This is a genomic window from Pseudochelatococcus contaminans (assembly GCF_014195635.1).
Lineage (GTDB): Bacteria > Pseudomonadota > Alphaproteobacteria > Rhizobiales > Beijerinckiaceae > Pseudochelatococcus > Pseudochelatococcus contaminans.
In genome coordinates this window covers 43879-69303 of record NZ_JACICC010000006.1, presented here as the reverse complement: position 1 = coordinate 69303, position 25425 = coordinate 43879, and the positions used below count along the sequence as shown (strand labels likewise).

The 25425-nt window shown below is 58.6% G+C and carries 23 protein-coding genes and 5 pseudogenes; 11 read left to right on the top strand and 17 right to left on the bottom strand.

Annotated features, from left to right (window positions below; translation table 11 throughout):
* Positions 1-595 precede the first annotated feature (595 nt).
* The 3 genes from FHS81_RS12460 to FHS81_RS12450 all read left to right on the top strand — a co-directional run bounded on the left by FHS81_RS12460 (position 596) and on the right by FHS81_RS12450 (position 3278).
* A complete protein-coding gene (locus tag FHS81_RS12460) occupies positions 596-1603 on the top strand; it encodes a methionine ABC transporter ATP-binding protein (protein ID WP_183753413.1) in 1008 nt (335 codons plus the stop codon).
* Positions 1603-2271: a methionine ABC transporter permease gene (locus FHS81_RS12455; protein WP_183753411.1), complete on the top strand. Its 669-nt coding sequence runs from the start codon at positions 1603-1605 to the stop codon at positions 2269-2271. Before FHS81_RS12460 ends, FHS81_RS12455 begins: the two co-directional genes overlap by 1 nt.
* A 131-nt stretch (positions 2272-2402) precedes the next feature.
* Positions 2403-3278 carry a MetQ/NlpA family ABC transporter substrate-binding protein gene (locus tag FHS81_RS12450; RefSeq protein WP_183753409.1) on the top strand — a complete coding sequence of 292 codons (876 nt, stop codon included), beginning with the start codon at positions 2403-2405 and terminating at the stop codon, positions 3276-3278.
* A gap of 240 nt (positions 3279-3518) precedes the next feature.
* Here the strand turns inward: FHS81_RS12450 and FHS81_RS12445 are convergent, their stop codons facing one another.
* A complete protein-coding gene (locus FHS81_RS12445; RefSeq protein ID WP_183753407.1) occupies positions 3519-4709 on the bottom strand; it encodes a serine hydrolase domain-containing protein in 1191 nt (396 codons plus the stop codon).
* A gap of 4 nt (positions 4710-4713) precedes the next feature.
* Positions 4714-5973, bottom strand: a complete 1260-nt coding sequence (locus FHS81_RS12440; protein ID WP_183753405.1) for an MFS transporter — start codon at positions 5971-5973, stop codon at positions 4714-4716.
* A 173-nt stretch (positions 5974-6146) separates the two neighbouring features.
* Here FHS81_RS12440 and FHS81_RS12435 point away from each other — a divergent pair, with 173 nt between their 5' ends.
* Complete coding sequence (locus FHS81_RS12435; protein WP_183753403.1) at positions 6147-7085, top strand: LysR family transcriptional regulator; 939 nt, start codon at positions 6147-6149, stop codon at positions 7083-7085.
* 152 nt (positions 7086-7237) lie between these two features.
* On the opposite strand, the gene FHS81_RS12430 is transcribed toward FHS81_RS12435, so the two are convergent.
* Positions 7238-8083, bottom strand: a complete 846-nt coding sequence (locus FHS81_RS12430) for an SDR family oxidoreductase (RefSeq protein ID WP_183753401.1) — start codon at positions 8081-8083, stop codon at positions 7238-7240.
* A gap of 95 nt (positions 8084-8178) precedes the next feature.
* On the opposite strand from FHS81_RS12430, the gene FHS81_RS12425 reads away from it, so the two are divergent.
* The 5 genes and pseudogenes from FHS81_RS12425 to FHS81_RS12405 form a co-directional block, all read left to right on the top strand.
* The gene (locus FHS81_RS12425; RefSeq protein ID WP_183753399.1) at positions 8179-9075 is read left to right on the top strand and encodes a LysR family transcriptional regulator; all 897 of its coding nucleotides are present in this window, start codon (positions 8179-8181) and stop codon (positions 9073-9075) included.
* Positions 9076-9158: 83 nt separating this feature from the next.
* The gene (locus FHS81_RS12420) at positions 9159-9323 is read left to right on the top strand and encodes a transposase (protein ID WP_183753397.1); all 165 of its coding nucleotides are present in this window, start codon (positions 9159-9161) and stop codon (positions 9321-9323) included.
* A gap of 72 nt (positions 9324-9395) precedes the next feature.
* The gene (locus FHS81_RS12415) at positions 9396-9851 is read left to right on the top strand and encodes a transposase (RefSeq protein WP_183753395.1); all 456 of its coding nucleotides are present in this window, start codon (positions 9396-9398) and stop codon (positions 9849-9851) included.
* 423 nt (positions 9852-10274) lie between these two features.
* Positions 10275-11597: an NAD(P)/FAD-dependent oxidoreductase gene (locus tag FHS81_RS12410; RefSeq protein WP_210281668.1), complete on the top strand. Its 1323-nt coding sequence runs from the start codon at positions 10275-10277 to the stop codon at positions 11595-11597.
* Positions 11598-11798: 201 nt separating this feature from the next.
* Positions 11799-11966: pseudogene (locus tag FHS81_RS12405) on the top strand (IS5/IS1182 family transposase); the annotation flags it as partial.
* Positions 11967-12100: 134 nt separating this feature from the next.
* Here FHS81_RS12405 and FHS81_RS12400 read toward each other — a convergent pair.
* From FHS81_RS12400 to FHS81_RS12355, 10 genes are all read right to left on the bottom strand, one after another.
* On the bottom strand, positions 12101-12853 hold the full coding sequence (locus FHS81_RS12400) for an SDR family NAD(P)-dependent oxidoreductase (protein WP_183753391.1): 753 nt from the start codon (positions 12851-12853) through the stop codon (positions 12101-12103).
* Positions 12854-12859: 6 nt separating this feature from the next.
* Entirely contained in the window at positions 12860-13612 is a 753-nt protein-coding gene (locus FHS81_RS12395; protein ID WP_183753389.1) for an SDR family NAD(P)-dependent oxidoreductase, read from the bottom strand.
* On the bottom strand, positions 13609-14640 hold the full coding sequence (locus tag FHS81_RS12390; protein ID WP_183753387.1) for a proline racemase family protein: 1032 nt from the start codon (positions 14638-14640) through the stop codon (positions 13609-13611). Before FHS81_RS12390 ends, FHS81_RS12395 begins: the two co-directional genes overlap by 4 nt.
* The gene (locus tag FHS81_RS12385) at positions 14637-16109 is read right to left on the bottom strand and encodes an aldehyde dehydrogenase family protein (RefSeq protein ID WP_183753385.1); all 1473 of its coding nucleotides are present in this window, start codon (positions 16107-16109) and stop codon (positions 14637-14639) included. The genes FHS81_RS12390 and FHS81_RS12385 overlap by 4 nt, the downstream gene beginning before the upstream one ends.
* Positions 16110-16215: 106 nt before the next feature.
* Positions 16216-17448 carry an NAD(P)/FAD-dependent oxidoreductase gene (locus tag FHS81_RS12380; protein ID WP_183753383.1) on the bottom strand — a complete coding sequence of 411 codons (1233 nt, stop codon included), beginning with the start codon at positions 17446-17448 and terminating at the stop codon, positions 16216-16218.
* A gap of 58 nt (positions 17449-17506) precedes the next feature.
* Positions 17507-18388 carry a dihydrodipicolinate synthase family protein gene (locus FHS81_RS12375; protein WP_183753381.1) on the bottom strand — a complete coding sequence of 294 codons (882 nt, stop codon included), beginning with the start codon at positions 18386-18388 and terminating at the stop codon, positions 17507-17509.
* A gap of 26 nt (positions 18389-18414) precedes the next feature.
* Positions 18415-19083, bottom strand: coding sequence for an amino acid ABC transporter permease (locus FHS81_RS12370; RefSeq protein WP_210281667.1), 669 nt, complete (start codon positions 19081-19083; stop codon positions 18415-18417).
* A 15-nt stretch (positions 19084-19098) separates the two neighbouring features.
* Complete coding sequence (locus tag FHS81_RS12365; RefSeq protein ID WP_183753379.1) at positions 19099-19758, bottom strand: amino acid ABC transporter permease; 660 nt, start codon at positions 19756-19758, stop codon at positions 19099-19101.
* Between the two features lie 8 nt (positions 19759-19766).
* A complete protein-coding gene (locus FHS81_RS12360) occupies positions 19767-20489 on the bottom strand; it encodes an amino acid ABC transporter ATP-binding protein (RefSeq protein WP_246375002.1) in 723 nt (240 codons plus the stop codon).
* A gap of 135 nt (positions 20490-20624) precedes the next feature.
* Positions 20625-21455, bottom strand: coding sequence for a substrate-binding periplasmic protein (locus tag FHS81_RS12355; RefSeq protein ID WP_183753375.1), 831 nt, complete (start codon positions 21453-21455; stop codon positions 20625-20627).
* 207 nt (positions 21456-21662) lie between these two features.
* On the opposite strand from FHS81_RS12355, the gene FHS81_RS12350 reads away from it, so the two are divergent.
* Entirely contained in the window at positions 21663-22391 is a 729-nt protein-coding gene (locus FHS81_RS12350) for a GntR family transcriptional regulator (RefSeq protein WP_183753373.1), read from the top strand.
* A 1-nt stretch (position 22392) separates the two neighbouring features.
* Here FHS81_RS12350 and FHS81_RS12345 read toward each other — a convergent pair.
* The 3 pseudogenes from FHS81_RS12345 to FHS81_RS18990 form a co-directional block, all read right to left on the bottom strand.
* Positions 22393-22497, bottom strand: a pseudogene (locus FHS81_RS12345) (IS5/IS1182 family transposase); the annotation flags it as partial.
* A pseudogene (locus FHS81_RS12340) lies at positions 22485-22943 on the bottom strand (ATP-binding protein); the annotation flags it as partial. The pseudogenes FHS81_RS12340 and FHS81_RS12345, both read right to left, overlap by 13 nt.
* Positions 22933-23127 (bottom strand): annotated as a pseudogene (locus FHS81_RS18990) (IS21 family transposase); the annotation flags it as partial. The pseudogenes FHS81_RS18990 and FHS81_RS12340, both read right to left, overlap by 11 nt.
* Before the next feature lie 60 nt (positions 23128-23187).
* Between FHS81_RS18990 and FHS81_RS12330 the strand changes: the two are divergent.
* A pseudogene (locus FHS81_RS12330) lies at positions 23188-23940 on the top strand (IS5 family transposase).
* Positions 23941-24054: 114 nt separating this feature from the next.
* On the opposite strand, the gene FHS81_RS12325 reads toward FHS81_RS12330, so the two are convergent.
* Positions 24055-25188, bottom strand: a complete 1134-nt coding sequence (locus FHS81_RS12325; protein WP_183753369.1) for an ATP-binding protein — start codon at positions 25186-25188, stop codon at positions 24055-24057.
* Positions 25189-25425 lie beyond the last annotated feature (237 nt).

The window sequence follows — 25425 nt, the reverse complement described above, 5'->3', positions numbered from 1 at the left end:
ATACGTGCGAAAAGTGCCTTTGCGCTGGAGTATGTTGTCGCGATCACTGTTGTCCCTGCTCCCTATCGCAAGCAAAGATCAGCCTGAATGGTGCGACTACCGTATCGTGACGGCTACCATATAATGATGGTTACTTGGCCCTGCCTCCAAAACATGCTGGAAATTCATCATGAAAATCTTTTCCGGCCCTGTCGATGATCTCAGGCACATCGAAAGCGTGACGTGCCGCACCTGGCTGCCGATCAGGGCCTCATGGGTGAAAAGCCGACCGGCGAAACCGCTTCAACATAGGGGTAACGGCTGGAATTTTATATGTCAATAAACAAGATTGATTTTATATACTATTTGCGCAAACTCAGCCCAGAGAACAAGGCATCATACTGATTATCTAATTATTTCATATAGTTACGAAAATAACATCCATTGCTGTGGGTGGCTTTGAAAAGCCGCCAATGGCTTTACATATTTTCAATAGCATTTATATACTTTTCTGAGCGAGCCGGGCGATTCCAGCTTCGTTATCATGTCGGCCGGCCCGTCTCGCCGGACGAATCCGTCGGCCAGATGCGATCAGCGTAAGTTGCGGTGAGTTCAGATGAGTAACGTGTTTCGCCTTGATGATGTTTCCAAGTCGTTTGCCAGGCAAGGTGAAACGTTTCATGCGTTGGACGGGTTGTCGCTCAGTATTCCCTCGGGCTCGTTCTTCGGCATCGTCGGAACTTCCGGAGCGGGAAAAAGTACGCTCCTGCGGCTTCTCAATCTGCTGGAGCAGCCCACAAGCGGCACCATATGGTTTGGCGACCAGCGGCTGAACGGCCTCAAGGGAGCCGCCTTGCGGGACTACCTGACAAAGGTCGCGACGATATTTCAGCATTTCAACCTGTTCCACGGCAAGACGGTGCTGGAAAATGTCACGCTTCCTCTCGCCGTTCGCGGGGTGTCGAAACAGGTTCGCGTGCGCAAGGCGCAGGAGCTGCTGGAACTGGTCGGGCTGAAGGACAAGGAGCGAGCGTATCCTTCACAGCTTTCGGGCGGGCAGAAGCAACGCGTGGGCATCGCGCGGGCGCTCGTTGCGGACGCCAGTGTGCTGCTATGCGACGAACCCACAAGCGCGCTGGATTCCGAAACCACGACTCTCATCCTCGACCTACTGCTGAAAGTGAAGCAGCAATTAAATCTGACGATTATCCTGATTACGCATTCATGGTCCGTCGTTCGTTATGCAGCCGATTCCGTCACGTTGTTGCAGCATGGCAAGGTGGTGGAAAACGGCAGCGTGCGTGCGCTGCTGCAGGATGCGGATTCATACCTTGGCCGGCAACTCTTGCCAGCACCCGATCTGGGAGCCCGTCCCGGAGACGGCTGGGTCCGTTACGATCTGATCCTTCCCGATGTCAGGACACAGAGCACGTTCTTTTCCGAGGTCGCGAAACGCCTCGATGTCACGGCATCCATCGTATCCGGCGGCATCGAGCGCCTGAGCGGCATCGATGCAGCGCGTTTCAAGGTCGATTTCGACCTGCATGACAGAGACCCCGCCATTCGGGACTCGCTGTCCGCCATCCTGCGCGAAAAAAGCATTGTACTCGGCAAGGTGGCCTGATGCTCAACAGAGACTGGAAAGTTTACCTCCCGGATTTCTGGGAAGCGCTGGGGCAAACGCTCTACATGACCGCCGGATCGGGCGTGCTCGTCATATTCTTCGGCATCGTCATCGGGCTGACACTGTATCTGACGGCTCCCAACTCATGGAGTCCGCATCCGATCATATATCATGTCGTCAATACCATCGTTAATATTGGCCGATCCATACCGTTCATCATTCTGATTGTCATCCTGATCCCCGTGACCCGGCTGATCGTCGGCACGCCTCTCGGCCCGGTGGCGGCGCTGGTTCCGCTGACCATCGGCTTTACGCCGTTCTTCTCGCGGCTCATCGAGGCCAACCTGCGGGAGCTAGATCAGGGCCGGGTCGAGGCGGCAAGGGTAATCGGCGTCACCACGCCCCAGTTCATCTTCCGGATTCTCCTGCCTGAATCGTTATCCGGCATCATTGCCTCGGCAACCATCATCCTCGTCGGGCTTGTCGAGGGCACGGCGGTCGCCGGCGCGATCGGGGCCGGCGGAGTTGGCGACTTCGCCCTCACCTACGGTTACCAGCGCTGGTACACCGAGCTGATCCTGATCTCGGTCATATCCATGGTTCTTCTGGTGCAGTTCATCCAGCTTACCGGCGATATCTGGATCAGACTGAGAAAACACAAAAGATGACATATCCGGCAAGGTGCATGACTGCACCCCGCCGCCGATCGTTCCGCCTGCAGGTTCCTGCAGAACGTATTTGAAGACATCCGCAAAAACATCCGGTTCCCGGAAGGAGAGTCATGATGGACAAAATCACAATGAATAAAGGAAAGCGTACTTTGGTCGCAATCGCCGCCGCGGCCATCGCCGCCGTCGGCGTGCTGACTGCCCCCGTACAGGGCCGCGCGGCCACCGTATCCAGCGAACCGCTGCAAGTATACCTGACGCCGACGCCACAGGGCGATGTCATCCGCTTCGTGCAGAAGCTCGCCGACGAAAAGGGCTCCGGCCTCAAGCTCAAGGTCATCGAGAGCAGTCAGGGGCTGGACGCCAATCAGCTTGTATTCAAGGGTGACGTCGACGCCAATCTCTATCAGCACCAGCCTTATTTCAGCTCCTGGCTGGCGGCGCATCCGGATGCGAAAGGCGAGGTCGTTCCCGTTGCCACCTTGCTCGTCAATATTTTCGGGCTTTATTCGTCGAAGTTCAAATCCGCGCAGGATATTCCCGAAGGTGCATCGATACTGGTGCCGAACGAACAGACCAACCTGCCGCGCGCTCTCTTCATCTTACAGAAAGAGGGCCTGATCGAGCTGGATTACCCCAAGTCGGACGGTTCCTCGCAGGCTGTCGCCATTGACGAAAAGAACATCGTGTCGAACCCGAAGAAGCTGAAGTTCGTTCCCACCGACACCACGCTGCGCGCCAAATCCCTGCCAGACGTGCAGGCATCGTTCATCAATGGCGACATCGCACTGACCAACGGCATCAATCCCGACAGCGCCCTGTCGCTTGAGGATGCAGAGAACAATCCGTATGCGAACATTCTGGCCGTCAGGAAGGAACTTGTCGACGATCCGCGTGTCAACCTGCTGGTAGAGTACCTGACCGGCCCGGAGGTGGCGAAGTTCATTGAGGACAGTTACAGCGGCTTTATCGTGCCGGCCCAGGAGCGTCTGACGCCAACTCCATGAAACCTTGTATTGATCTTCGATGGTCCCTGCCCTTGCCGGGATCAGGGCCGGCACATCGGCAGAGGTTTCGGCCAAACGGGTAGTGATGTCAGCCTTCTGATGCTCCGGCTCGTCCATCCGGGCCTGCATCGAAGGCTGATACATACCGTCCTAGATGGCTGCGATGATCGCGGAAATGGCGCGCTCGATCTTTGCGAGCACGCGGCGGGCGTTCTCCGCCAGTGTTTCCACCAAGCGACATCACCTGGCGGAATAGACCGCTCGGGTCAGGTCTTCGGGGAAACGTCCGCCCGGAGATTGCCCGTCGAGACCGGCATTGGTGAAAGCCACAAGGCTGAGCCTGTTGGCGAAATCGACCGACCATGAATGCCCATAAGCCCCGCCCATGCGCCATGTGCCGGGCGTCTCCGCGAAGCCCGCTGCGGCGGGATCGCGCAGAATGGTGAAGCCGAGACCGAAGCCGCGCCCCGGCCATGGCGCGAGGTCCATACCGGCCGCATGATCGGTGGCCATTTCGCTGACGAGTTCGGCAGGCAGAAGCGGTGCGCCACCCCGCCGCAACGTTTCGAGAATGCACAACGTATCCCCCGCCATGCCGATCATGCCCGCGCCACCAGAGGGGAAAGCGTTCGTATCGAAGGCGCGGGCCGGCGACAGGCGCAGCCCCTCGACCCCTTCCCAGAGGGGCACGATTTCAGAATCTGCCATCCGACGTGGGCCGGACGCTTCGTTGACGTATGGAACGGCCAGACGAGCAGGATCGGCGACTGTAAATCCGGTATCATCGATCCCGAGCGGTTTCGTCACCAGCTCCCGCACCGCCTCGGGGAGCGGAATGCCCGTCACTCGTGCGATCAGGCCACCCGCGACATCCGTTGCGAGCGAGTAGTTCCATGCCGTTCCCGGTCGAAAAAGAAGCGGCACCGAAGCGATACGGCGGATGTTTTCCTCAAGCGAGATGTCCGACCGGTCCATGCCATCGGACACACCCGCGCAGTGATAGGGACCATCGGCGGATTCGAGGAAGCCATAGCCGAGACCGGATGTATGGGTCAGCAGATGGCGCAGCGTGATCCGCACCGCCGAACCGTCTGCCAGTTTCGGGTGGAAGTCCGTCAGCCATGTATCGATGGGCTCGTCGAGCGCCAACCGCCCTTTGGCAACCAGCACCATGGCGGCGATGGACACATAGAGTTTGGAGACCGATGCCAGCCGGAACAGCGTGTCCTCGCGCATCTCGCGGTTTGCCTCACGGTCGGCAAAGCCGGCGGCCCGGCGATAGACGAGTTTCCCGTCCAGGGAGAGAAGGACAACGGCCCCGACAAGGCGTTGCTCGGCAATGGCCGTGTCGATGGCGGCGTCGATGCGATCCGGCAGGTCGTCAATATTGATCGCCGTCGAGGATTCTACGGTGACTATAGATGTGTTCATGGTCTTACCTGTCTTGCGGATCATTGGCCCGGCTGGCGGCCACCGGGTGTTTCGATGACGGGAAACCGTGCGCGCATGCCGACCAGGCGACGGCGAATGTCGCGATGAGCAGCGCCAACACGCTCCATGGGAAAGCAGATACGCCCACGGTTTCCAGCAGGACGCCGCCGATGATCCCACCACCGGCAATGGCGATGTTCCAGACCGTGACGATCATGGATTGCGCCACATCGGCTGCTTCGCCCGCCGTTTTGGCCGAGGCGGTCTGGAAGAGTGTTGCTGCCCCGCCGAAGGCCAGTCCCCAAATGGCCACCGCGACGTAGATCACTGCCGGCGCCTGTCCCCAAATCCCGAGCAGCAGCGCGGACAGGCCGAACAGCAAGGTGCTGACAAGAACCAGCTCGCGCAGCCATCGGTCGATCAGCGCTCCGATGAACCATATGCCGAGAAGCGCCGTCACACCGAAGACGAGCAGCACCACGTCGATGCGCTCCGCGATGCCGGCCGGCACGAGGAAGGGAGCGATGTAGGTGTAGAGGATGTTGTGGGCAAGGACGAAGGAGAGCGTTACGAACAGGACCGGCCGGATACCAGGCAGGGTGAAGACAGCCCGAAGGGTAAAACCATTTCCACGCGCCTGACCGGGGAAGTCCGGCACCTTGGCGAGCACCCAGAATACGAGGATGACAGTCAGCACGCTCATAAGGGCGAAGGTGATGCGCCAGCCGAAGGCCGCGCCGAGGAAGGTGCCTGCCGGAATGCCGAGCGAAAGGGCGAGCGGCGTTCCGACCATGGCGACGGCGATAGCGCGACCTGTCAGATGCTCGGGCACCATGCGCGCCGCGTAGCCGGCGACCAGCGCCCAAAGCAGCCCGGCGAACACGCCTGCGAAGAAGCGGGCAACGAACGTGATTGCGTAGCTGTCAGAAATGGCCGTTACCGTATTGACGATGGCGAAACCGCCGATGGCGATCAGCAACAGCGGCCGACGCCGCCACCCTTGCGTCGCGGTCGTCAGCGGAATGGCCGCGACCAGCGAGCCGACCGCGTAGATGGTGACGAGTTGGCCGACCAGCGCCTCGGAAACCTCAAGGCTTTCGGCCATCTGAGGCAAAAGCCCTGCCGGCAGGGCTTCGGTCAGAATCGTGATGAAGGCCGCCATGGCAAGCGCCAGCAACGCAGCCAAGGGGAGCCGGTCGCCTGCGGCCGAAGATGCATCGTCCTGTTCGATGGAAGGGTTGTCCTTTGTGGTCGTTGTCGTCATTGGTCCGCCTTAACCTTGTCTGAAAAACCGCTGGCGGATGAGGCGATCCCGAAAGGCCGGCGCGATCCGCCGATGACGGCATTGGCCAAAAGCTAGACGTGTTTCTGTTTGTGGAGAATTAAGCTACAGTTCAAAACACTTATGACTTATTTATCAGCAATGGAACCATGCCAATGGACAGCTTCGGATCGCTCAATGCCTTCGTCCAGGCAGCGGAGTTGCGCAGCTTTACCGCTGCCGGGCAGAAGCTCGGCATCTCGTCATCGGCGATCAGCAAGGCGGTGGCGCGGCTGGAAGAACGGCTCGGCGTGCGTCTCTTCCATCGCTCGACACGCACCGTCACGCTGACGCCGGAGGGCGCGCTGTTCCTCGAACGCTGTCGGCGCATCTTCTGCGAGATCGAGGCGGCCGAACTAGAGCTGTCGCAGACCAGCGGTGAACCGCGCGGCAAGCTGCGGGTAAGCCTGCCGCTGGTCGGGATGCTGATGATGCCGACGCTCGCCGCCTTCATGCGGGCGTGGCCGGAAATCGAACTCGATCTGGATTTCAGCGACAGGCTGGTGGACGTTATTGAGGAAGGTTTCGACGCCGTGGTGCGAACGGGCGAGGTCAGCGACTCGCGCCTGATGACGCGCAAGCTCGGCACGTTTCGCTATAAACTTATCGGCTCACCAGCCTATTTCACAGAGCATGGCAAACCAAAGACGCCGGCCGATCTGTCAGCCCATCACGGCCTGCGCCATCTCTACCCAAGTATGGGCAAGATCGAGGACTGGCCGCTGCATGACAGAGGTAGTTCCACGCCCGCCGACATTCCAACCACCGCCGTCGCCAGTGCCATCGAGCCGCTGATCTATCTGGCCGAACAGGGACTTGGCCTAGCCTGCCTGCCGGACTTCGCCATCCGCGATCAACTTGCCAAAGGATTGCTGGTGAGCGTGCTCGAAGATGCGGTCAAGCATAGTGGCACATTCCGCATTCTGTGGCCATCCAGCCGGCATCTCTCACCCAAGCTCCGCGTCTTCGTGGATTTCATGACCGAGAACCTGTTCAAACAAACCGAGCCACCTCTACGGGACCACCCCTGCCCTGGAATGGACGTCTGCCAATGAAAATCATGGAGGTTATCCGCTCCCTGAATGACGCACTGCCGCACGCTCCGTTGATACATGCGGCTGCGTGATGACGCCTCACGTCAGCTCCGTTCGGGAAAGTCCGCCCCGCCACGTATGCAGGCGAATGACAACATCATGTGGCTACGTAGCTATGCGGTTTCGTTGCTGCCATCCTGATCGGCAGAAAATGCGATTTCGCGTTGAGCCTTGATGCCGGCAAGGCGCTTTGACAACTCCCGGACGATATTCTCATAGGCTGTACTGCCCAGGGCGAGTCGCAACGGAGGTGTTTTGCTGTCGGCTGCTGAAATCATGGCGTCCACCGTGCGCCCTGCATCGCCTTTGATCGCGAAATCCCCGCTGTCGAGCGCCTTTCGCACAGCACCGGCAGGGGTGTCGTCATATACGTCCGTGGGCGTCGCGCGCATCAGACCAGCCGCAAAATTGGTCGCCGTAGGCCCCGGTTCGGCGAGGATGAAGTCGATCCCGAACGGCGCGACTTCCTGGGCCACCGCTTCGACAAAGCCCTCGATCCCCCATTTGGTGGCGTGGTAAAGGCTGAAATTAGGATAGGCGATCAAACCCCCTTCCGACGAGAGTTGAAGGATGCGTCCGCCGCCCTGCCGGCGCAAATGCGGCAACACGGCGCGGATCGTCTGGATGGAGCCGGTCAGATTGGTGGCGATCTGCTGATCGATCTGAGCGTCGGAGAGTTCCTCCGCCGCGCCGAACAAGCCATAGCCGGCGTTGCTGACCACGATGTCAATCCGGCCCATCCGCTGGAATGCCTCGTCAACGGTTGTCCTGATGCCATTTGTATCCGTGACGTCGAGCTTCGCCACGGAAAGGCTGTCGCCATAGGTCTGCCGGAGATCGGCGAGTGCATCTTCGCGCCGCACGGTTGCGGTGACACGATCGCCGCGCGCCAGAAGACGTTCCGCCATCATCTTGCCGAGGCCGGAAGAGGCGCCCGTGATGAACCAGGTTTTATTCATGAAAAGCTCCTGAAGTTGACATCCTTGATATAGGAGCCGGAAATTGATGAGGTAATATATTCAATGTGGCATGACCATGTGATACTAATTCACCAATGAACCGCCCGAGCCTCAACGACCTTGCGGCCTTCGCCGCTATCGCCAACCAGCGCAGCTTTCGGAAAGCGGCGGACGCGCTCGGCGTTTCGCGCTCTGCCCTGAGCCATTCGATGCTCAGGCTGGAGCAGACCCTCAATGTGCGATTGCTTAACCGAACGACCCGAAGCGTGTCTCTCACCGAGGCGGGCACCCGGCTGCTGGCACAACTCGGTCCCGCGCTCCGGGATCTGGACGCAGCGCTCGATACGCTGGCCGACGCGCGCGGAGCCCCAGCCGGAAGGCTGCGGATCAATGCGAACAAAGGCGCGGCGTCTCTGCTGCTTGGTGAAGTCGTTCCCAAGTTCCTGTCCCGCTATCCGGACGTCGAGCTGGACATCGTCTGCGAGGGCCGGCTTGTCGATATCGTCGAGGCGGGCTTCGACGCCGGCGTACGGCTGGCCGAAGCCGTGCCACAGGACATGGTGGCCGTCAGGCTGGGGAGCGACATCCGCTTTCTTGCGGTTGCTTCCCCCATGTATCTGGCCGACCGCAATCCGCCGGTGACCCCCGATGATCTCTACCAGCACCGTTGCATCCGGCAGCGCCTGCCGAGCGGAAAGCGCTATCGCTGGGAATTCGCCCGGCATGGCGAGGAAATCGCCATCGACGTGCCGGGCGCCTTGACGCTGGACGACAGTGAGTTGATGGCGCAGGCCGCCGCAGACGGACTCGGCATTGCCTATGTTGCGGAAATTTTCGTTCGGCACATGCTGGAGGCCGGTCGCCTCGTGACGATTCTGGACGATTGGTGTCCGCCGATTCCGGGCCTTATGCTCTATTATCCCGGCAACCGTCATGTGCCGGCGGCCCTGAGGGCCTTCATCGATGTGCTGAAGGAGGCGAACCGCCGATGAATGCAGGCCGCGTTCCCCCTCCCCCAGGCGTCACTGATGCGGAGGCCGACCCCGTTTAACGCCCTCCGCAAAATGGGAACGGCGTGGTCGATGAAGACGCGAACGGCACCGCCATCGAACCGGCGCGGCGAGAACACCAGATGGCGCGGATATCACCGTTTTTCCCGCTGCCTCACGGGGTGCCGCGCGTCGATGACCGGCGCGTGGTCAGTGGCATCGTCTACGTGATCAGGAACGGTTTGCAGTAGAAGGACGCGCCGAAGGACTACTGTCCGCACAAGACAATCTACAACCGCTTTATGCGCTGGAGCCGGTTGGGCGTGTTCGACCGCATTTTCGCCAGTTTCGCCGGCGAAGGCCCACAGCACAGCGGCGAGCCTTCTTTAAAAGGGGATGTTCCCCGTCATATCGGGCGAACCAGAGGCGGGCTGAACTCGAAGCTGCATGCTGTTTGCGACGAGAAATGGCGACCGCTCGTCTCTGCTCCTGAGCGAAGGCCAGATGAGCGACCACAAGAGGCTCTCCTCATCATGCTCGATGTCCTGCCACCTGCGGCCAATCTGATCGCCGACAAAGGCTACGACAACAACTGGTTCAGACAAGCCCTCATTGAAAAGAGCATCGAGCCGTGCATTCCGTCAAACAGAACCCGAAAGCAGCCGCTGCCTTACGACAAGAGGCTCTATCGCCAGCGCCACAGGATCGAGAATATGCTTTGCATACTCAACAACTGGGGGCGCATCGCAGCAGCCGTCACATTCTATCTTAATCAATGAGTCCTGAGCATCAAAGGGACCCAAATAAAATTCAAGTATAAACTGTATATCATAACTGCTTATTTTAACCACTATAAAAACAAAAATATAACTTTTTCCTAATGGACCCTCTGCGCAATTTGTCGCACCTTTCCGATGAAATTAGAAAATAAGCTGACTAATGCATGCAAAGCGATAATGTTCTTAGGGCGCAAAATATGTAAATGGCATTATATTAAGTATTATTACTTTTATTTATTGAGGCGATCAATAGTTATTAGAATGAATTAAATAAAACAACTCAAATAACGCAAAGGCTTGGATATCATGGGTGTGACACGAAGAGATGTAATCGTCGGTGTTGGTGCCGGCGCTGTTGGTGTTGGTGCGGCGACATTCGCGCCTGATCTGCTCCGCGGGGGTAGCTCAAGTCAACCCGGAGCGGTGAAGACAGTTACTTCGCTTCCTGCAGACGATCCCACTCCCGGCTGGTTTCATACAAGCCCCAAGCGTGAACCACAGCCGCCGCTGATCGGCGATGCACAAGCTCCATGGGTGGTTATTGGCGCAGGATTCACGGGTCTTGCCGCTGCGCGTCAGCTTGCATTGAACTTCCCCGATGATCAGATCATTCTTGTCGAAGCGCAACAGGTTGGCTTTGGTGCGTCCGGCCGTAACGCCGGCTTTCTCATCGATTTGCCGCATGATATCGGCGCGCCGGACTATATCGGCAATCCGGAAACGGCCAATCAGATCCTAGAGCTGAATCACACGGGGCAGACCATTCTTCGGGAATTGGTGGAGCAGCACCAGATTACCGATGCACAGCTTCGCCACTCGGGAAAATATCAGGGAGCGGTCGAGGATAGCGGCATTGCCGTGCTGGATGCCTATCGCGGTGGCCTCGAAAAACTGGGCCAGCGTTATGAAATGATCGAGGGCAAGGACCTTCCCGAGCATCTGGGTACATCGTTCTATCGCAAGGCGCTTTATACGCCCGGCACCATTCTGGTGCAACCGGCGGGGTTGGTAAAAGGCTTGGCGAATAGTCTGCCGGAGAACGTTACACTTTATGAAAACACGCCAATTACCGGCGTGGAGTATGGCGCCAAAACCATTCTGCATCATGCCTCTGGCAGGATCACAGCCGATAAGCTCGTTCTCGCGAACAACGCATTCGGAACGCACTTCGGCTTTTTGGAGCGGGCGATCCTCCCGATCTTCACCTACGGCAGCCTTACCCGTCCGTTGACGCCGGCGGAACAGGCCAGCATCGGCGGTAAGAAGTTCTGGGGCCTGATTCCGGCAGATCCTTTTGGAACAACGCTTCGCCGCACTCATGACAACCGTATTCTTGTGCGCAACAGTTTCAGCTACAATGGAGACGGTCGCGCACGGCCGGGTTACACCGACAAGGTTGTCAAGGCCCACCGGGAGTCGTTCGAGCGCCGCTTCCCAGCGCTCAAGGATGTCGAGTTCGAATACACCTGGGGCGGTGGCTTGGGAATGACACGCAATGGCCAAGGCTTCTTCGGCGAGCTGAGGCCCAATGTCTATGGATCTCTCGGCTGCAATGGCCTTGGCACGGTGCGTGGTACTGCGACAGGTGTTCTTTTGGCAGATTGGCTCGCTGGTAAGAACCACAGCTTGACGGAGTTCCTGCTGACTGCGCCGAAACCCGTTTCCAACCCGCCGGATCCATTCCTGACGGTCGGGGTCGATTTTACTCTCTGGCGTGGCCAGTCCAAAGCCGGGCTTGAAGCCTGACGCGCCAGAGCCGTTAAAACCAGAATCGCTTGCGTTCAAATAAGCCCTTCGTATTGAACGCAAGCATCTGGTGCCGATATTACGCAGTAGAAACCAGACGATATTCGGACTCACGCGGCGTTGCAGCTATTCACCTGCGTCGAGGTGACGTACCCATAAAAAAGGATTCCCGAGTTGGACTTGTTGTGATTCACTGCTCTCAGTCCGTGGGTCTATCGCCAGCGCAACGCGGTTGAGCGCTTCTTCAACAAAGTCAAACACTTCAGAGTCGTCGCAACCCGATACGACAAGCGAGACGATAACTTTCTTGCTTCCGCACAACTTGCTTCAATCCGCATCTGGTTGCGAAATTATGAGTCAGTCACCTAGCCAGCCGAGACCGGAAGCCGTCTTGGCTTAGTGTTTGGGTTTCGTCACTTCAGAGATCAGGTCCGTAGGGTGGCGATTTCGGATCGGCTGGCGAAAAGGATTTCCTGATCGTCATGAGTTCTCCCTCTCCGATCTCAGGCCACCGCCTGCGCACCGGTTATTTCCACAAGGGAGCCGCACATGAAGGCTGCCTCGTCGGATGCGAGAAATGCGACGAGGGCAGCGACCTCTTCGGGCTTACCAATCCGGCCAAAGGGTACGAGTTTATCGAGGTCGGCGATGGTGCGCCCGGAGCGCTTCACGCCGGCCTCCAGCATGGACGTGTGAATTTCGCCTGGGCAGACTGCGTTGACGCGGATATTGTCTGGAGCATAGTCACGAGCAAGGTTCTGCGTGAAGCTCGCTACCGCCGCCTTCGTGACATTATAGGCAATGTGATCAGGTGCCGGATGAAGCCCCCATTGCGAGGACGTATTGACGATAACGCCGCCACCAGCCGCGATCATATGCGGCAGCACTGCCTGACAAAGATGGAACATCGCATCGAGATTAACTGCGAAGCTCAATCGCCAGTCATCCGGCGTCAGCGACAGCAGATTGCCACGACGGTTGATGCCAGCATTATTGCAGAGCACATCGATGCGCCCTTCCGTCGCAATGATGTTTTCTATGATTGCCCAACAGCCTTCGGCGGTCGAGATGTCGCTGGTGAGCGCCCGCGCCCTGCCGCCATTGGCGTGGATCTGCGCGACGGTCGCTTCGGCACCATCGCCATTCATGTCGGTGGCGACGACTTCGGCGCCCTCAGCAGCAAAGCGGGCGCTTATAGCGCCGCCTATACCGCCTGCGGCCCCGGTGACGATCACAGTCTTATCCTTGAAGCGCATAAGAATTTACCTTAGATAGCTGCCGCCGTTTACGTCCAGGACGGCACCGTTGAGCGAGGACTGCGAGGAACGGAAGGCAAAGGCAGCGATCTCACCAATCTCCTGCGGATCGGCCATCCGAGCGATGGGGATACCGGCAAGGGCTGCGGCCTCGCCGTGCTCGGCTATATAGGCTTCGGCCATTTCGGTGCGCACCCAGCCGGGCGCGAGCGCTACCGCCGTGATCCCCTCGTGAGCGTGACTCTGGGCGATGGACTTTGTCAGGTTGATCAATGCCGCTTTTGAGGCGCCGTAAGCCATGGCGTTCGAAGCGTAGCCACGCTGCCCCGCGCGGCTTGCCATATTGATGATGCGCCCGCCGCCATGCAGCCGGAAATGCTGGATCGCCAGCTTGGACAGATCGACGGCGGCGAGGAAATTCACCTGCATTTCCCGTGCCCACACTTGCTGCCATTCGGCCATTGGCGCATCGACGGCGACTTCGGAACGGATGCCGGCATTGTTGACGAGGCCTGTGACCCGCCCGGTTTTTGCAACCGCCTCGCTCCATAGCATTTGCGGGCCTTGCGTATCCGCCAGATCGGCGGGTATGCACCAGCCTTTGCCGTCGAGTGCTGCAAGCAGCGCCTCGGCCGCTTCGCGATTGCGTCCGTAATGAATGACGACCCGCGCGCCGTCATTCACCAAGGCTTGGCAGATGGCCTGCCCTATGGCCCCCGTCGCGCCGGTGACGAGGATGGTCTGACCGGAAAGGCTCATAGTTCACCGACCTGCGGACCCCAGGTGTCCGACAGCGCGAAGCCTGTGGCAAAGGGATCGTGCGGATCAAGGCGCAACTCCTGCCGGCCGAACACATACCCCTGCCCCGTGATGCGCGGGAGAACGGCGGGGCGGCCGCCAACCGTGGTTTCACCCAGCATCTCCGCAGTAAAGGTGCCGCCGATGATGCTGCGCGAAATCCGCTTGTCGCCAGTCTTCAACTGCCCGCGTGCGTGAAGGATGGCGAGATTGGCGGAACTGCCGGTGCCGCAGGGCGAGCGATCGACGCGTCCGGGTTTCAGCGTCGTGCAGGTGGTGATCGTGCCGTCATCATGCCGCTCACGGAACATGACATAGGCTATTTCGTTCAGGCTCGGAATGTCCGGATGCTCGACATCGATCTGGTTTTTCAGCAGCGCCTTGATTTCGGTGCCAGCTTCCGCAAGCGCCCGCGCGGCTTCCGGAACGATGCGCAATCCCACCTGATCCACATCGATTTGCGCGTAGAAGACGCCGCCAAAGGCGATATCTGCCTGGATAGTCCCCCATTTCGGGGTCTCTATCGCCGCATCGAGGCTGACGACGAAAGCCGGTACGTTGTCGAGGCTGACCGATATGCAGCGCCCACCCACGCACCGCGCTCGGGCGACGATAAGCCCGGCAGCGGTGTCGAGACGCACGATGGTTTCAGGCTCCGTCATCTTCACACGGCCGGTTTCCAGAAGCGCCGTGACCACGCAGATGCAATTGGAGCCGGACATTGGATGCGCCATGTCCGGTTGGAGCACGATGAAGCCGGCATCGGCATCTGGCCTGCTAGGCGGCAACAGCAGGTTGGTGGTCTGCACAACCTGCGCTCTTGGCTCGCGCGTCAGAAACAGGCGCAGGCTGTTATCGACGTGGTTGAGAAAATTCATTTTCTCAAGAACAGTGGCGCCCGGCAGTTCCGGAGCGCCGCTGACCAGCACATTGCCGCTCTCGCCCTGACAATGCACCAGCAGAATTTCAAGGCTGTTTGCGGTCGTCATTTCAGATACCAACCCCATGGTTCGTTGCTGATGAAGTTGGTAATCTGTTTTGTTTCCAGATAGTTATCCAGCCCCCAGCGTCCCAGCTCCCGCCCGATTCCGGATTGCTTGTAGCCGCCCCACGGCGCTTCGGTGAAGGTGGGTTGCGAGCAGTTGATCCAGACGATCCCGGCGCGGAAGGCACGTGCGACACGCTCTGCCCGCGTCTCATCCGCCGACATCACCGCAGCAGCGAGACCAAAACGGGAATCATTGGCGAGGCGGATTGCCTCTTCTTCTGCCTCGAAGGGGCGAACGCAGACCACAGGGCCGAAGATTTCCTCGACCCATGCGTCGGAGTCGAGCGCCATGTCGGTGAGGATTGTCGGCTCCAGATAATAACCCTTGTCGTATCCCTCCGGCCGGCGGCCGCCAGCGGCCACTGTGGCGCCCTGCTCAATGGCTTTATCGATGTGGCGCAGCACGTCCTCGTATTGCGACTTGTTGACCAGCGGCCCCAGCAATGTTCCCTCATCCAGCCCGTTGCCTATACGGATCTTTTTGGCCTCCTGCACCAGCCGCTCCAACAGACGCGGATAAAGCGATGCTTCGACCAGAACACGCGATGTGGCCGAGCACACCTGCCCCTGATTCCAGAAAATGCCGAACATGATCCATTCGACGGCTTTTTCGATGTCGCTGTCCGCAAACACGATGAACGGCGACTTGCCGCCCAGTTCAAGACTGACTCGCTTGATGTCCTTAGCTGCCGCCGCCATGATGCGCGAGCCGACCGGCCCCGAGCCGGTGAAGGCCAGCTTGTCCACTTGCGGGTGCTCGATCAGCGCCTGCCCAACGACCGATCCTTTGCCGGAGAGGATGTTCAGCACACCGGCGGGCAGTCCTGCGGCTTCCGCGATGGCGCCCAGCTCCAGCGCCGTTAGCGACGTGGTCTCCGCTGGTTTGAGGATCATTGTGCATCCGGCAGCAAGGGCGGGCGCAACCTTCCACGAGGCCATCAGCAGCGGATAGTTCCATGGCACGATCGCCGCCGCCACACCGATCGGCTCGCGAACGGCTTTGGAAACAAAGCGCGCATCGGCGAGCTTCACCGTTTCGACCTCATCATCGAGTTCCTCGGCGAGCCCGGCGTAGAAATCGAAGCAGCCGGCGGCGTCTTCCAGATCCCAGGTGGACTCCGGCAGCGGTTTGCCGTTGTCGCGTGTTTCAATGCGTGCAAGTTCTGGCAGTCTGTCGCGGATGCCCTGCGCAATGGCGCGCAGAACCGTCGCACGTTCCGCGCCGCTCATGCGGGGCCACGGCCCGGTGTCGAACGCCGCCCGCGCGGCATGCACCGCAGCATCGGCATCTGGCGCGGTCGCAGCCGGAATATGATGAAAGACCTCCTCGGTGGCAGGGTCGATCACCGGCAACGTACCGCCCTCGACAGGGGCCACCCATGCGCCATTGATGTAAAGTTTCGTCTGCATGTTTCCCTCTCGTTATACTTGTCACACCGTCATCATCTTTAAGGATAACGGCAGTGGTGCAATTGAATCGTCGTTTGGCGAAGGATTACAGGCCTTTGCCTTTCTCTCAGAACCGATCGACGCGGTAGGGCGTCATATCCACCGGCGGCGTCGCACCGGTTATCAGGTCGCCCATCAGCCGCGCCGTGGTTGCCGCATAGGTCACCCCAAGATGGCCGTGACCCGTGGCGTAGAAGACGCCGGGTGTTTTCGCCGAAGCCGACATCACGGGTATCGTATCCGGAAACGCCGGACGATGGCCCATCCACTCGGTTGTGTTTTCGGCTTTCAGTTTCGGAAGTGCCGTCTGCGCGCGTTTCAGAGTGATCTTGGCGCGGCGGTAATCGGGCGCACTGTCTAACCCCGCCATCTCGACCGTGCCGCCGACACGGATTCCGCCCGCAGTGGGCGTCACCATGAAGGCGCGAGCTGGCCAGATGATCGAATGGCGCATCGCAATGCCGGGAGACATGATCTGCGTGTGATATCCTCGCTCGGTTTCAAGCGGTATCGGTTCGCCAAGCATCCGCGACAACCGGCCCGAAAATGCGCCGGCAGCAATCACCACCTCATCGGCGGGAAGACGGCGCCCGTCCTTCAGAATAACAGACCGAATGGCCTCAGAGCGCTCGAAACCGACCACTTCACCTTGCTCGATACGCCCGCCCAACGCCACGAACTTCTCGGCCAACTTCAGCACAAGCCGATAAGGATCACGCAGGCTGCGGTTATCGGGAAACAGCACGGCCATGCCGATGTTTTCCGACAGATCAGGTTCAAGTTCACGCGCCTGCGCGCCGGTAAGGACGCGGTGCTCGAAACCGAAACGTTCGAGAATTTCGATATGATCGCGATCTGCCCTGAACTCCGCTTCATCGGTATAGAGCGACAGGCAACCCTCCGCGCTCAGCTCCGCCTCAAGGCCAGTTTCACGCAGCAGTGCGCCGAGATCCTCGTGAACGCGCTTGCACAGCACGGCTCCCTGCTCCTCAAGCACCCGCAGTTTTGCAGGCCGGGACGCCGCGATGAAGCGCATGAACCACGGCGCAAGCTTGGGCATGTACGCCGGGCGCACCCGGACAGGACCTTCCGGGTCCAGCATCCAGCCGGGTATCTGCTTCCAGATGGATGGCCTCGACGCTGGCATGAACTCGGTCACCGCTATCGATGCCATGTTGCCATATGACGCGCCGCGCCCCGGTGCGTGCCGGTCCACCAGCACGACAGTACGGCCACGGCGTTGCAGATCATATGCAAGGGCGGTCCCGATGATACCCGCGCCGATGATGACAGTCGCCATCACCCTCTCCCCATTTTATGGTGATGGCGGGCGACCTTTTGCCGCCCGCCGCGATCAATCATGCCCAGCTCAGAATGGGTTCCATGGCAGTGCGGAACTGCGCCTTTTCCTCGTCGGTCAGCGGCCCGAGCGGCGCGCGGCATTGGCCGACAGGCGTGCCCTGAAGCTCGCAACCATATTTGAGCTTTTGCACGAACTTTCCGGATTCCAGAATGTTCATAACAGCATAGAGGATCGCCATCTGCGCCTTGGCCTTGACCAGATCGCCGGACCGGAAGGTGCGGTCCAGATCGCAAACGGCCTTGCCCAGAAAATTGGACGGCCCGCAGATCCAGCTATCGGCGCCCCAGATCATGAAATCCAGCGCGATATCGTCCGAACCGGACACAAGCTGGAGCCGATCCTTATACCGCGTGGAGATGCCGATAGCGCGCTGCAGCGACCCCGAGCTTTCCTTGATGCCAATGACACGGGGATGATCCGCCAGCGCATCCAGCACCTCCCAGCCAAGCTCAACGCCGTCCTTGTCCGGATAGTTGTAGAGCACGATATTGACGTCGACAGCATCGAGAACGGTCTCGAAATGCTTGATCAACTCGGCCTGTGTCGGTTTGGTATAGAATGGAGTGGCCAGAAGAACAGTGTCGTAGCCAATTTCCTTCGCGCGCCGGGTGTTAGCGATGACGCCGGCGGTGTGGGGCGCATTGGTGCCCGCAATCAGGATTTCATCAGGAGTGGCGAAATCCTTGACGAATTGCAGAACCGCATCGCGCTCGGCATCGGAGAGAAAGTTGTACTCTCCCGACGACCCGCAAGGCACCCAGCCGGAGACGCCCGCGGCGCGAAGATCGGTCAGCAAGGCCTTGAAAGCCGCGAAATCGATAGCACCATCGGCGTCGAAAGGCGTGACAAGCGCAGGAAGAATACCTGTAAGTTTCATCGTACTTTCCTTTATGAAAAGAGAGATCAGGCTTTCAGTTTTCTGAGCATTCGGCGCTCGAAAACCGTAACCACCCGGGTGATGGGAAAAGCGATGACGAAGTAGATCAGAGCAACGATCGTCAGAACTTCCACGGGTCGCCCGGTGGTGTTCGAGATGTTCTGGCCAACGAACATGAGATCAGCCAGACCGACAGCGGAAACGAGCGCGCTTTCTTTGAACAGACTGACGGAGTTGGAGAGCAGCGGCGGCGCGGCGCGCAGAAGCGCCTGTGGCAACACCACATAAGTCACCTCGACATGGCTCGGCAGGCCGAGGGCAATCGCCGCATCATGCTGCTCGGGACCGACTGTTCTGAGAGCGGCCCGAAAGGTTTCGGACGAGACCGCGCCCATATAGAGCGACAGCGCGATAACGCCCGAGACCAGGTTTGACAGTTCCACCCCCAGAATGAGCGGGAGGCAGAAGAAGATCCAGAACAACTGCACGAGCACCGGCGTACCGCGAAAGAATTCGACATAGGTCGCGCAGATAAAACGCAGTACGCCGTTGCTGGATGTGCGCGCAAGCGCCACCGCAAAGCCGATCACCGAGCCGATCAGGATTGACAACACCGTCAGCTTGAGCGTCATCACCAGGCCAAGTGTCAGCGCATCGGAGAAGCGCAGAACGACACTGAAATCATAGGACATCATGGCTGTTCCTCCGGGTCACGCGGGCCTGCGCCGCTCCAGCCAGCCGACGAGCTGACTGACCGGGAGGGAGATGGCGAAATACATCAGCGCGACGATCGTAAAGGTTTCGATCGGGCGATATGTCTCGGTTGCAAGGGTTTTGGCCTCGTACATCAGATCCGGAACAGCAACGATGGAAACAAGCGCGCTTTGCTGCAATATTCCGATGCCATTCGTCAGCAAGACCGGTACAGAAGCTCTGATGGCCGATGGCAGAATGATGTAAAGAACACGCTGCAATGGCGAGAGACCAAGCGCTATCCCTGCATCTTCATGCTCGCGAGGCACGGCCTGAATGGCTGCCCGATAAGCCTCGGCGTTGAAGGCGGCAAGGTTCAGGCCAAGCGCCAGCACGGCCATTGTTATCGAGCCGATAAATACGTTGAACAGCATCGGCACGCAGTAAAAGAACCAGACGATCTGGATCAACGCCGGCGTACAGCGGAAAAACTCGACAAATGCCGTTGCTGGTCCCCGCACCAGTGCAAACCGGCTGACAAGCATCAACGCAAGCAGAAAGCCAAGGATCAGCCCGACTATATTAGCAGCTATTGTCAGTTGCAGGGTTAGCGAAAGCCCTTGCAGCAAGACATCGAAGTTGCGCGTCACAGCGCCGAGATCGAACGTGTAGTTCATCGCGCCCCTCAAGTCTTGATATGGAAAACGCGTTCAAGGAATTCTCGTGTGCGTTCCTCGCGCGGGTTGCCCAGCACCTGCTCCGGCGGGCCGTCTTCGATGATCCTGCCTTCGGCGGCAAAGATAACGCGCGACGCGATATTCTTGGCGAACCACATATCGTGCGTGACGATCATCATCGGCATATTCTGGGCCGCAAGCTGCAGAATGACCTGTTCGACCTCGGCAACCAATTCAGGATCGAGCGCCGATGTCACCTCGTCGAAAAGCATGAGCTTGGGATCGAGCATGAGTGCGCGGGCAATGGCGACACGTTGTTTTTGCCCGCCGGAAAGCTGCGCCGGGTATGCATCGACGCGGTGCGACAGTCCAAGGCGCTCAAGAAGAGCCCGCGCGCGCTCGGAGGCGGATGAACGGCTTTCGCCGGCCACCTTGCACGGCGCAAGGATCAGGTTCCCCAATACACTGAGATGAGGGAACAACGTGTAATGCTGGAAGACCATACCGATTTTCTTGCGAACACCAATATCGATCTTCGTCTTCCCCTTATCAGCAGTAATATAAGGGTCGCCTCCGAATGTAATCTGACCGTGCTGGATCTGCTCAAGGCCCATCATGACGCGAAGCAGCGTGCTCTTGCCGCTGCCGCTTGGCCCGATCAGCACGACGCGCTCACCGGGTTTCATTTCGATGTCCATACCTTTGAGCACTTCAACCGGGCCATAGCCCATACGAAGACCTTTTACGCACAACAGGGCACTGCCGTCGCCCTGCGCGGGCGCGACTGTCATAGTATTTCCCATGTCTGCCTCTCGATAGACGGCAAGGAGGCGCGGCAGCCATCAAGAACAGCCGCGCTCTTGGCTTTACTGACCGGCGATGACTTCGGCCGTTGCCTTGTCTATGAACGATTTAACCTTGCCAGCAGCGCGAAGCTGCTCAATGAAGATATTCGCCACTTGAACATCTGAATACGACAGATGCCGCGGCAAGCCGAAGCCCACGCCATATTCGGCCAGCGCCGGAGTTGGATTGAACAGCACGGCCCAGTCTGGATTGATGCCTGCAAAAATAGCATTGGTATCTGACGGAGCAACGAGTACATCGGCCCGCCGCGAGACAAGCGCCATACGCGTCTCTTCAGTTGATGGCAGGCGAAGAATACGAGCGTTCTTGATCGCCTCGGACACAGTCTTGTCCTGAGACGTCCCGGACATCACGACAAACGTCAGATCCTTTTTGTCGAGATCCGCGAAAGACACCAGACCTTCAGGTATCTTCGTATTGTTCTTGTTGTAGACGAAGGAGGTTTGATACTCCATCGCAGGTGCAGAGAAGTTGATGGCCATCGCGCGGGCCGGCGTGCGGCTCAGGGCAAGGGAAACGTCCCATTTTCCAGCCTGAAGGCCTGCGACGATATTGTCCCAGGTCGTATCGACGAATACAGGCTTAACCTTCAGGACTTCAGCGAATTCACGGCATAAATCCGCAAAAAACCCCGAATACTCACCCGTCGCCGGGTTACGCATGACATAAGGCTGATCGATGGCTGCGCCGCAGCGCAGTGTGCCCGCTTTCTGGACACCCTGCCAGAAACCATCGCCAGTTTGCGCCGCTGCTGAAGTCATGGAGAGCCCGGCGACGAGCGCCAAGGCAGACGCCGCACACATTGCGGGCGCGAAAGTTTTAGCAAACATATGACTCTCTCCCGAAATAAAGCCATCTTGAATGGCTCGTTTTATCCCCGGCTTATTGCCTTTATTGATTTTGTGTCGTCACAGTGTCGACCGTAGAGAGTTTGGCGGCAACAGATCATCCGTGTCAAGCGGAAAGTTGATTGTCGACATCGTGAATTTCACGCGCTATGGATTCGCTTGAAAACGGCGTGAGATAGGTCGAACGGGATGGATAAGAGACAGGTGAAGGGGTCTGGCTGGAGAACAGTCTATGAAACCCTGCGCAATGAAATTCTGACGCTGACGCTTCAGCCGGGGCAACTGCTGGATGAAAATACGCTGGCAGAGCGTTTCGGCATGTCACGCTCGCCCGTGCGGGAAGCATTGATCCGGCTTGCGGGGGAAGAGCTTGTCGTAACGCTGTCGAACCGCAGCACCATTGTTGCGCCTATCGAGGTCAGGACTTTTCCCAAATATGTCGAGGCGCTGGATATTGCCCAGCGAATGACCACGCGTCTGGCAGCAGCCTTGCGCACAGCGGCGGACCTGAAGCAGATCGCCAGCCGTCAGCAGTCCTTCGAGGCTGCCGTTCAAGCCAACGACTATCTGGAGATGTCAGAAGCCAACAAGCAATTCCATCTTGCCATCGCCAAAGCCGGAAAGAACCCCTACTTTACATCATTTTATGAGCGCTTACTCAATCAAGGCCAGCGCATGCTGCATCTTCATTTTGAGTATATTGAGAGAACACAGGATAGTTATCTTCTGACGGATGAACACAATCAGATGTTTGAAGCAATCCGCGCGAAGGATGTCGACCTGGCCGATCAGCTGGCCCACGCCCATACGCGCCAGTTCCAGGATAACTTCATCAATTTCATGCGCGAGAATTATACCAGCGACGTATCACTCTCCCCACTTACGACATCTGGAAACAAGCATGCCAGAAGGGATTAGGTCATGTTGACAAATGGCAGAGCCATAGCCTGATGCAGGCGACATCGACGAAGCCGAGGAAACTGTCTGCGGTTTTGTCATCGCGGGTTGCCAGCCGGCGGCTGTCTCCTGCTCGAGCGTATTGACCAATTCGATGGTCGAGAAGAAGCGGACTTTTCGGCAGTGATGCTCGATAGCCTGGACGCCGAGGGCGGTCTCGACGTATGTTTTGCCTGTGCCCGGCCCGCCGACGAGGACAATGTTCTGCGCTCCGTTCATGAACTCGCATCGATGCAGTTGGCGAACCGTCGCCTCTTTTATCTCGCTGGCGGCGAAATCGTAGCCTTAGATATCCTTGTAGGCGGGGAAGCGCGCAGCCTTCATATGATAGGCTATCGAGCGGACCTCGCGCTCAGCCATCTCGGCTTTTAGCAACTGGGACAGGATCGGCACGGCCGCATCGAAGACTGGAGCGCCTTGCTCGATCAGGTCCGTGACCGCTTGGGCCATGCCATACATCTTCAGGCTACGCAGCATGATGACGACGGCGGCGCTGGCGGGATCATGACGCATGGCGACCTCCCACGATCCGGACCCGCAAACCATTGTAGCGTTCCACATTGGCCTTGGGTTCAGGCAGCAAGGTCAGTGCCTGTGGCGTGTCAATGTCAGAGCCGTCAGTCGTCTTCCCATCGATCAGAAGATGCAGCAGGTTCAGCACATGCGTCTTGGTCGCGACGCCTTGATCCAGAGCTAGGATGATGAGCTATTAATATGACTTGAGATGTGATTGACAGTCTCCATTGAGGAGGTTGTGATGGGTGATCTGTTTTTGCTGAGCGAGCGCCAAATGGGGCAGATATCGCCGTTTTTCCCGCTGCCGCATGGTGTTGCGCGCGTCGATGATTGGCGCCTGGTCAGTGGCATCGTCTACGTGATCAGGAACGGTTTGCAGTGGAAGGACGCGCCGAAGGACTACGGTCCGCACAAGACGCTCTACAACCGCTTCATCCGCTGGAGCCGGCAGGGTGTGTTCGACCGCATCTTCGCCAGCCTCGCCGGCGAAGGCCCAAACCTGAACGCATCATGATCGATGCCACGCATCTGAAGGCCCACCGCACGGCGGCGAACCTTCTTCAAAAGGGGATGTTCCCCGTCGTATCGGGCGAACCAAAGGCGGGCTGAACTCGAAGCTGCATGCTGTCTGCGACGAGAAGGGACGACCGCTCGTCTCTGCTCCTGAGCGAAGGCCAGATGAGTGACCACAAGGGGGCTCTGCCTCATGCCTGCTGTCCTGCCACCTGCGGCCAACCTGATCGCCGACAAAGGCTACGACAGCAACTGGTTCAGACAAGCCCTCATCGAAAGGGGCATAGAGCCGTGCATTCCGTCAAACAGAACCCGAAAGCAGCCGCTGCCTTACGACAAGAGGCTCTATCGCCAGCGCCACAGGATCGAGAACATGTTCGGCAGACTCAAGGACTGGAGGCGCATCGCAACACGATACGACCACGCCTTCTTTTCGACCATCTGCATCGCAGCAACCGTCACATTCTATCTTAATCAATGAGGCCTGAGCCTCATAGGGACCACGCCGATGTGCCGCAGACTGTATCCAGCCTTCCGGCCTGACAGGCTCACCTCTTCCACATGCAACGCTATAGCCATCCTTGGCTAATTGTGGCTATCTCCCGTCCTTGAAGTCGGTGTCCGGCCGCCCCCGAACCCATACTTCGAGCAGGGTGTCGTTCAGTCGCCAGGTGTTCTCCCATTTTTCCGCCATGCCCAGACGGGAGAGGCGCCTGATCGCTGTTTGGACCGCTGCGTTCGACGGGGCAGACTTTCCCGTCAGGCTCGCCATGCGTGCGGTCGACGCTTCCGCGTAGATCTGCTCTGTTTGCTCGACCAGAAGTCTGAGAACCGCGCGCTGTAACCCGCTCAGGCCCCTCCAGATCCTGTCGAAGTCAAACTGCACCCCAATGTCTGCAAGGACATGATCGATTGCGGTAGCCGGAGTCAGCTCCGAATGGACCATCAGCGCGATGAGCCATTGCTGAAAGAAAAGCGGGTTTCGCTGAATCTTGTCGAAGACCGCCAGCGCATCAGTCCTTTCGATCTTACGCTTTGCCTTGCTTTTGAAGACAGCCAGTTGATGATCGATGAATTCCTCGTCCAGCTCCGGCAAGGTCATTTGCGTAGCGAAACGATAGAATGGCGCATCTTTGGCGCTGAAAACCTTTCTCAGCCCTTCCTGCGATGAGCCGGTGAAAACCGACAACAGACTGCCATGGCGCTTGTCCAGGCTGGTTCGCAAGGCTGCAACGATCGGAGCGCTGTTCTCGCTGCGCGCCAGTTCTTGAAACTCATCGAACAGCAGAATGGTCGGGTGTTTTTCATCCGCAAGGCGTTCGCAATACTGATCGAGCAAAAGGAGATGATTGTCCTGCGGCTTGCCGCGCAACGCACCCACATCGATTTCGATCTCTGCGCCGGTTCCTGGCGCCTTGAGCTTGAACTTCGGCGCCAGTCTGCGCGCGGTGTCTTTGATCCGGTCGGTCAGACTGCCGCCGCGCAAGGCGCTGTCAAAAGCATAGAGAAGGCTCGCCATCGGCGCTTGGACCGTCTGCCACAGGCTGACATACACGACGCGGTGCTTCCTGCCCTCCGCCAGCGGCGCCAGATCCTGCTGAAGGAACTCCGTCTTGCCCGTTCGGCGCGGCCCGAAGAGGCTGACCGCGGAGGCCGGGCTTTCAACGAGGACGCCATAGACGCTCGCCGCAAACGCGCTACGCGGAAAATGCCATTCTTTTTTCGCCATGAATCACCTCTTGTAGCTACTTATAGCCATAAATAGCTACAGATGGCTAATCCATGCGGCCCTTGTCGGTCGCGCTCTTCCACAGCAAGAATCTTGCATGTCGCATAGACAACAAAAATCCCGCTAAACTGTTGTTTTAGAGTGTTATTTTCTGTCGCGGGGGCTTGCAGTCACCGATGCAGACATTCATTGGAGGCAGCAATTTGACACCGCTATCCTAAACCACTAGTGCCCTCG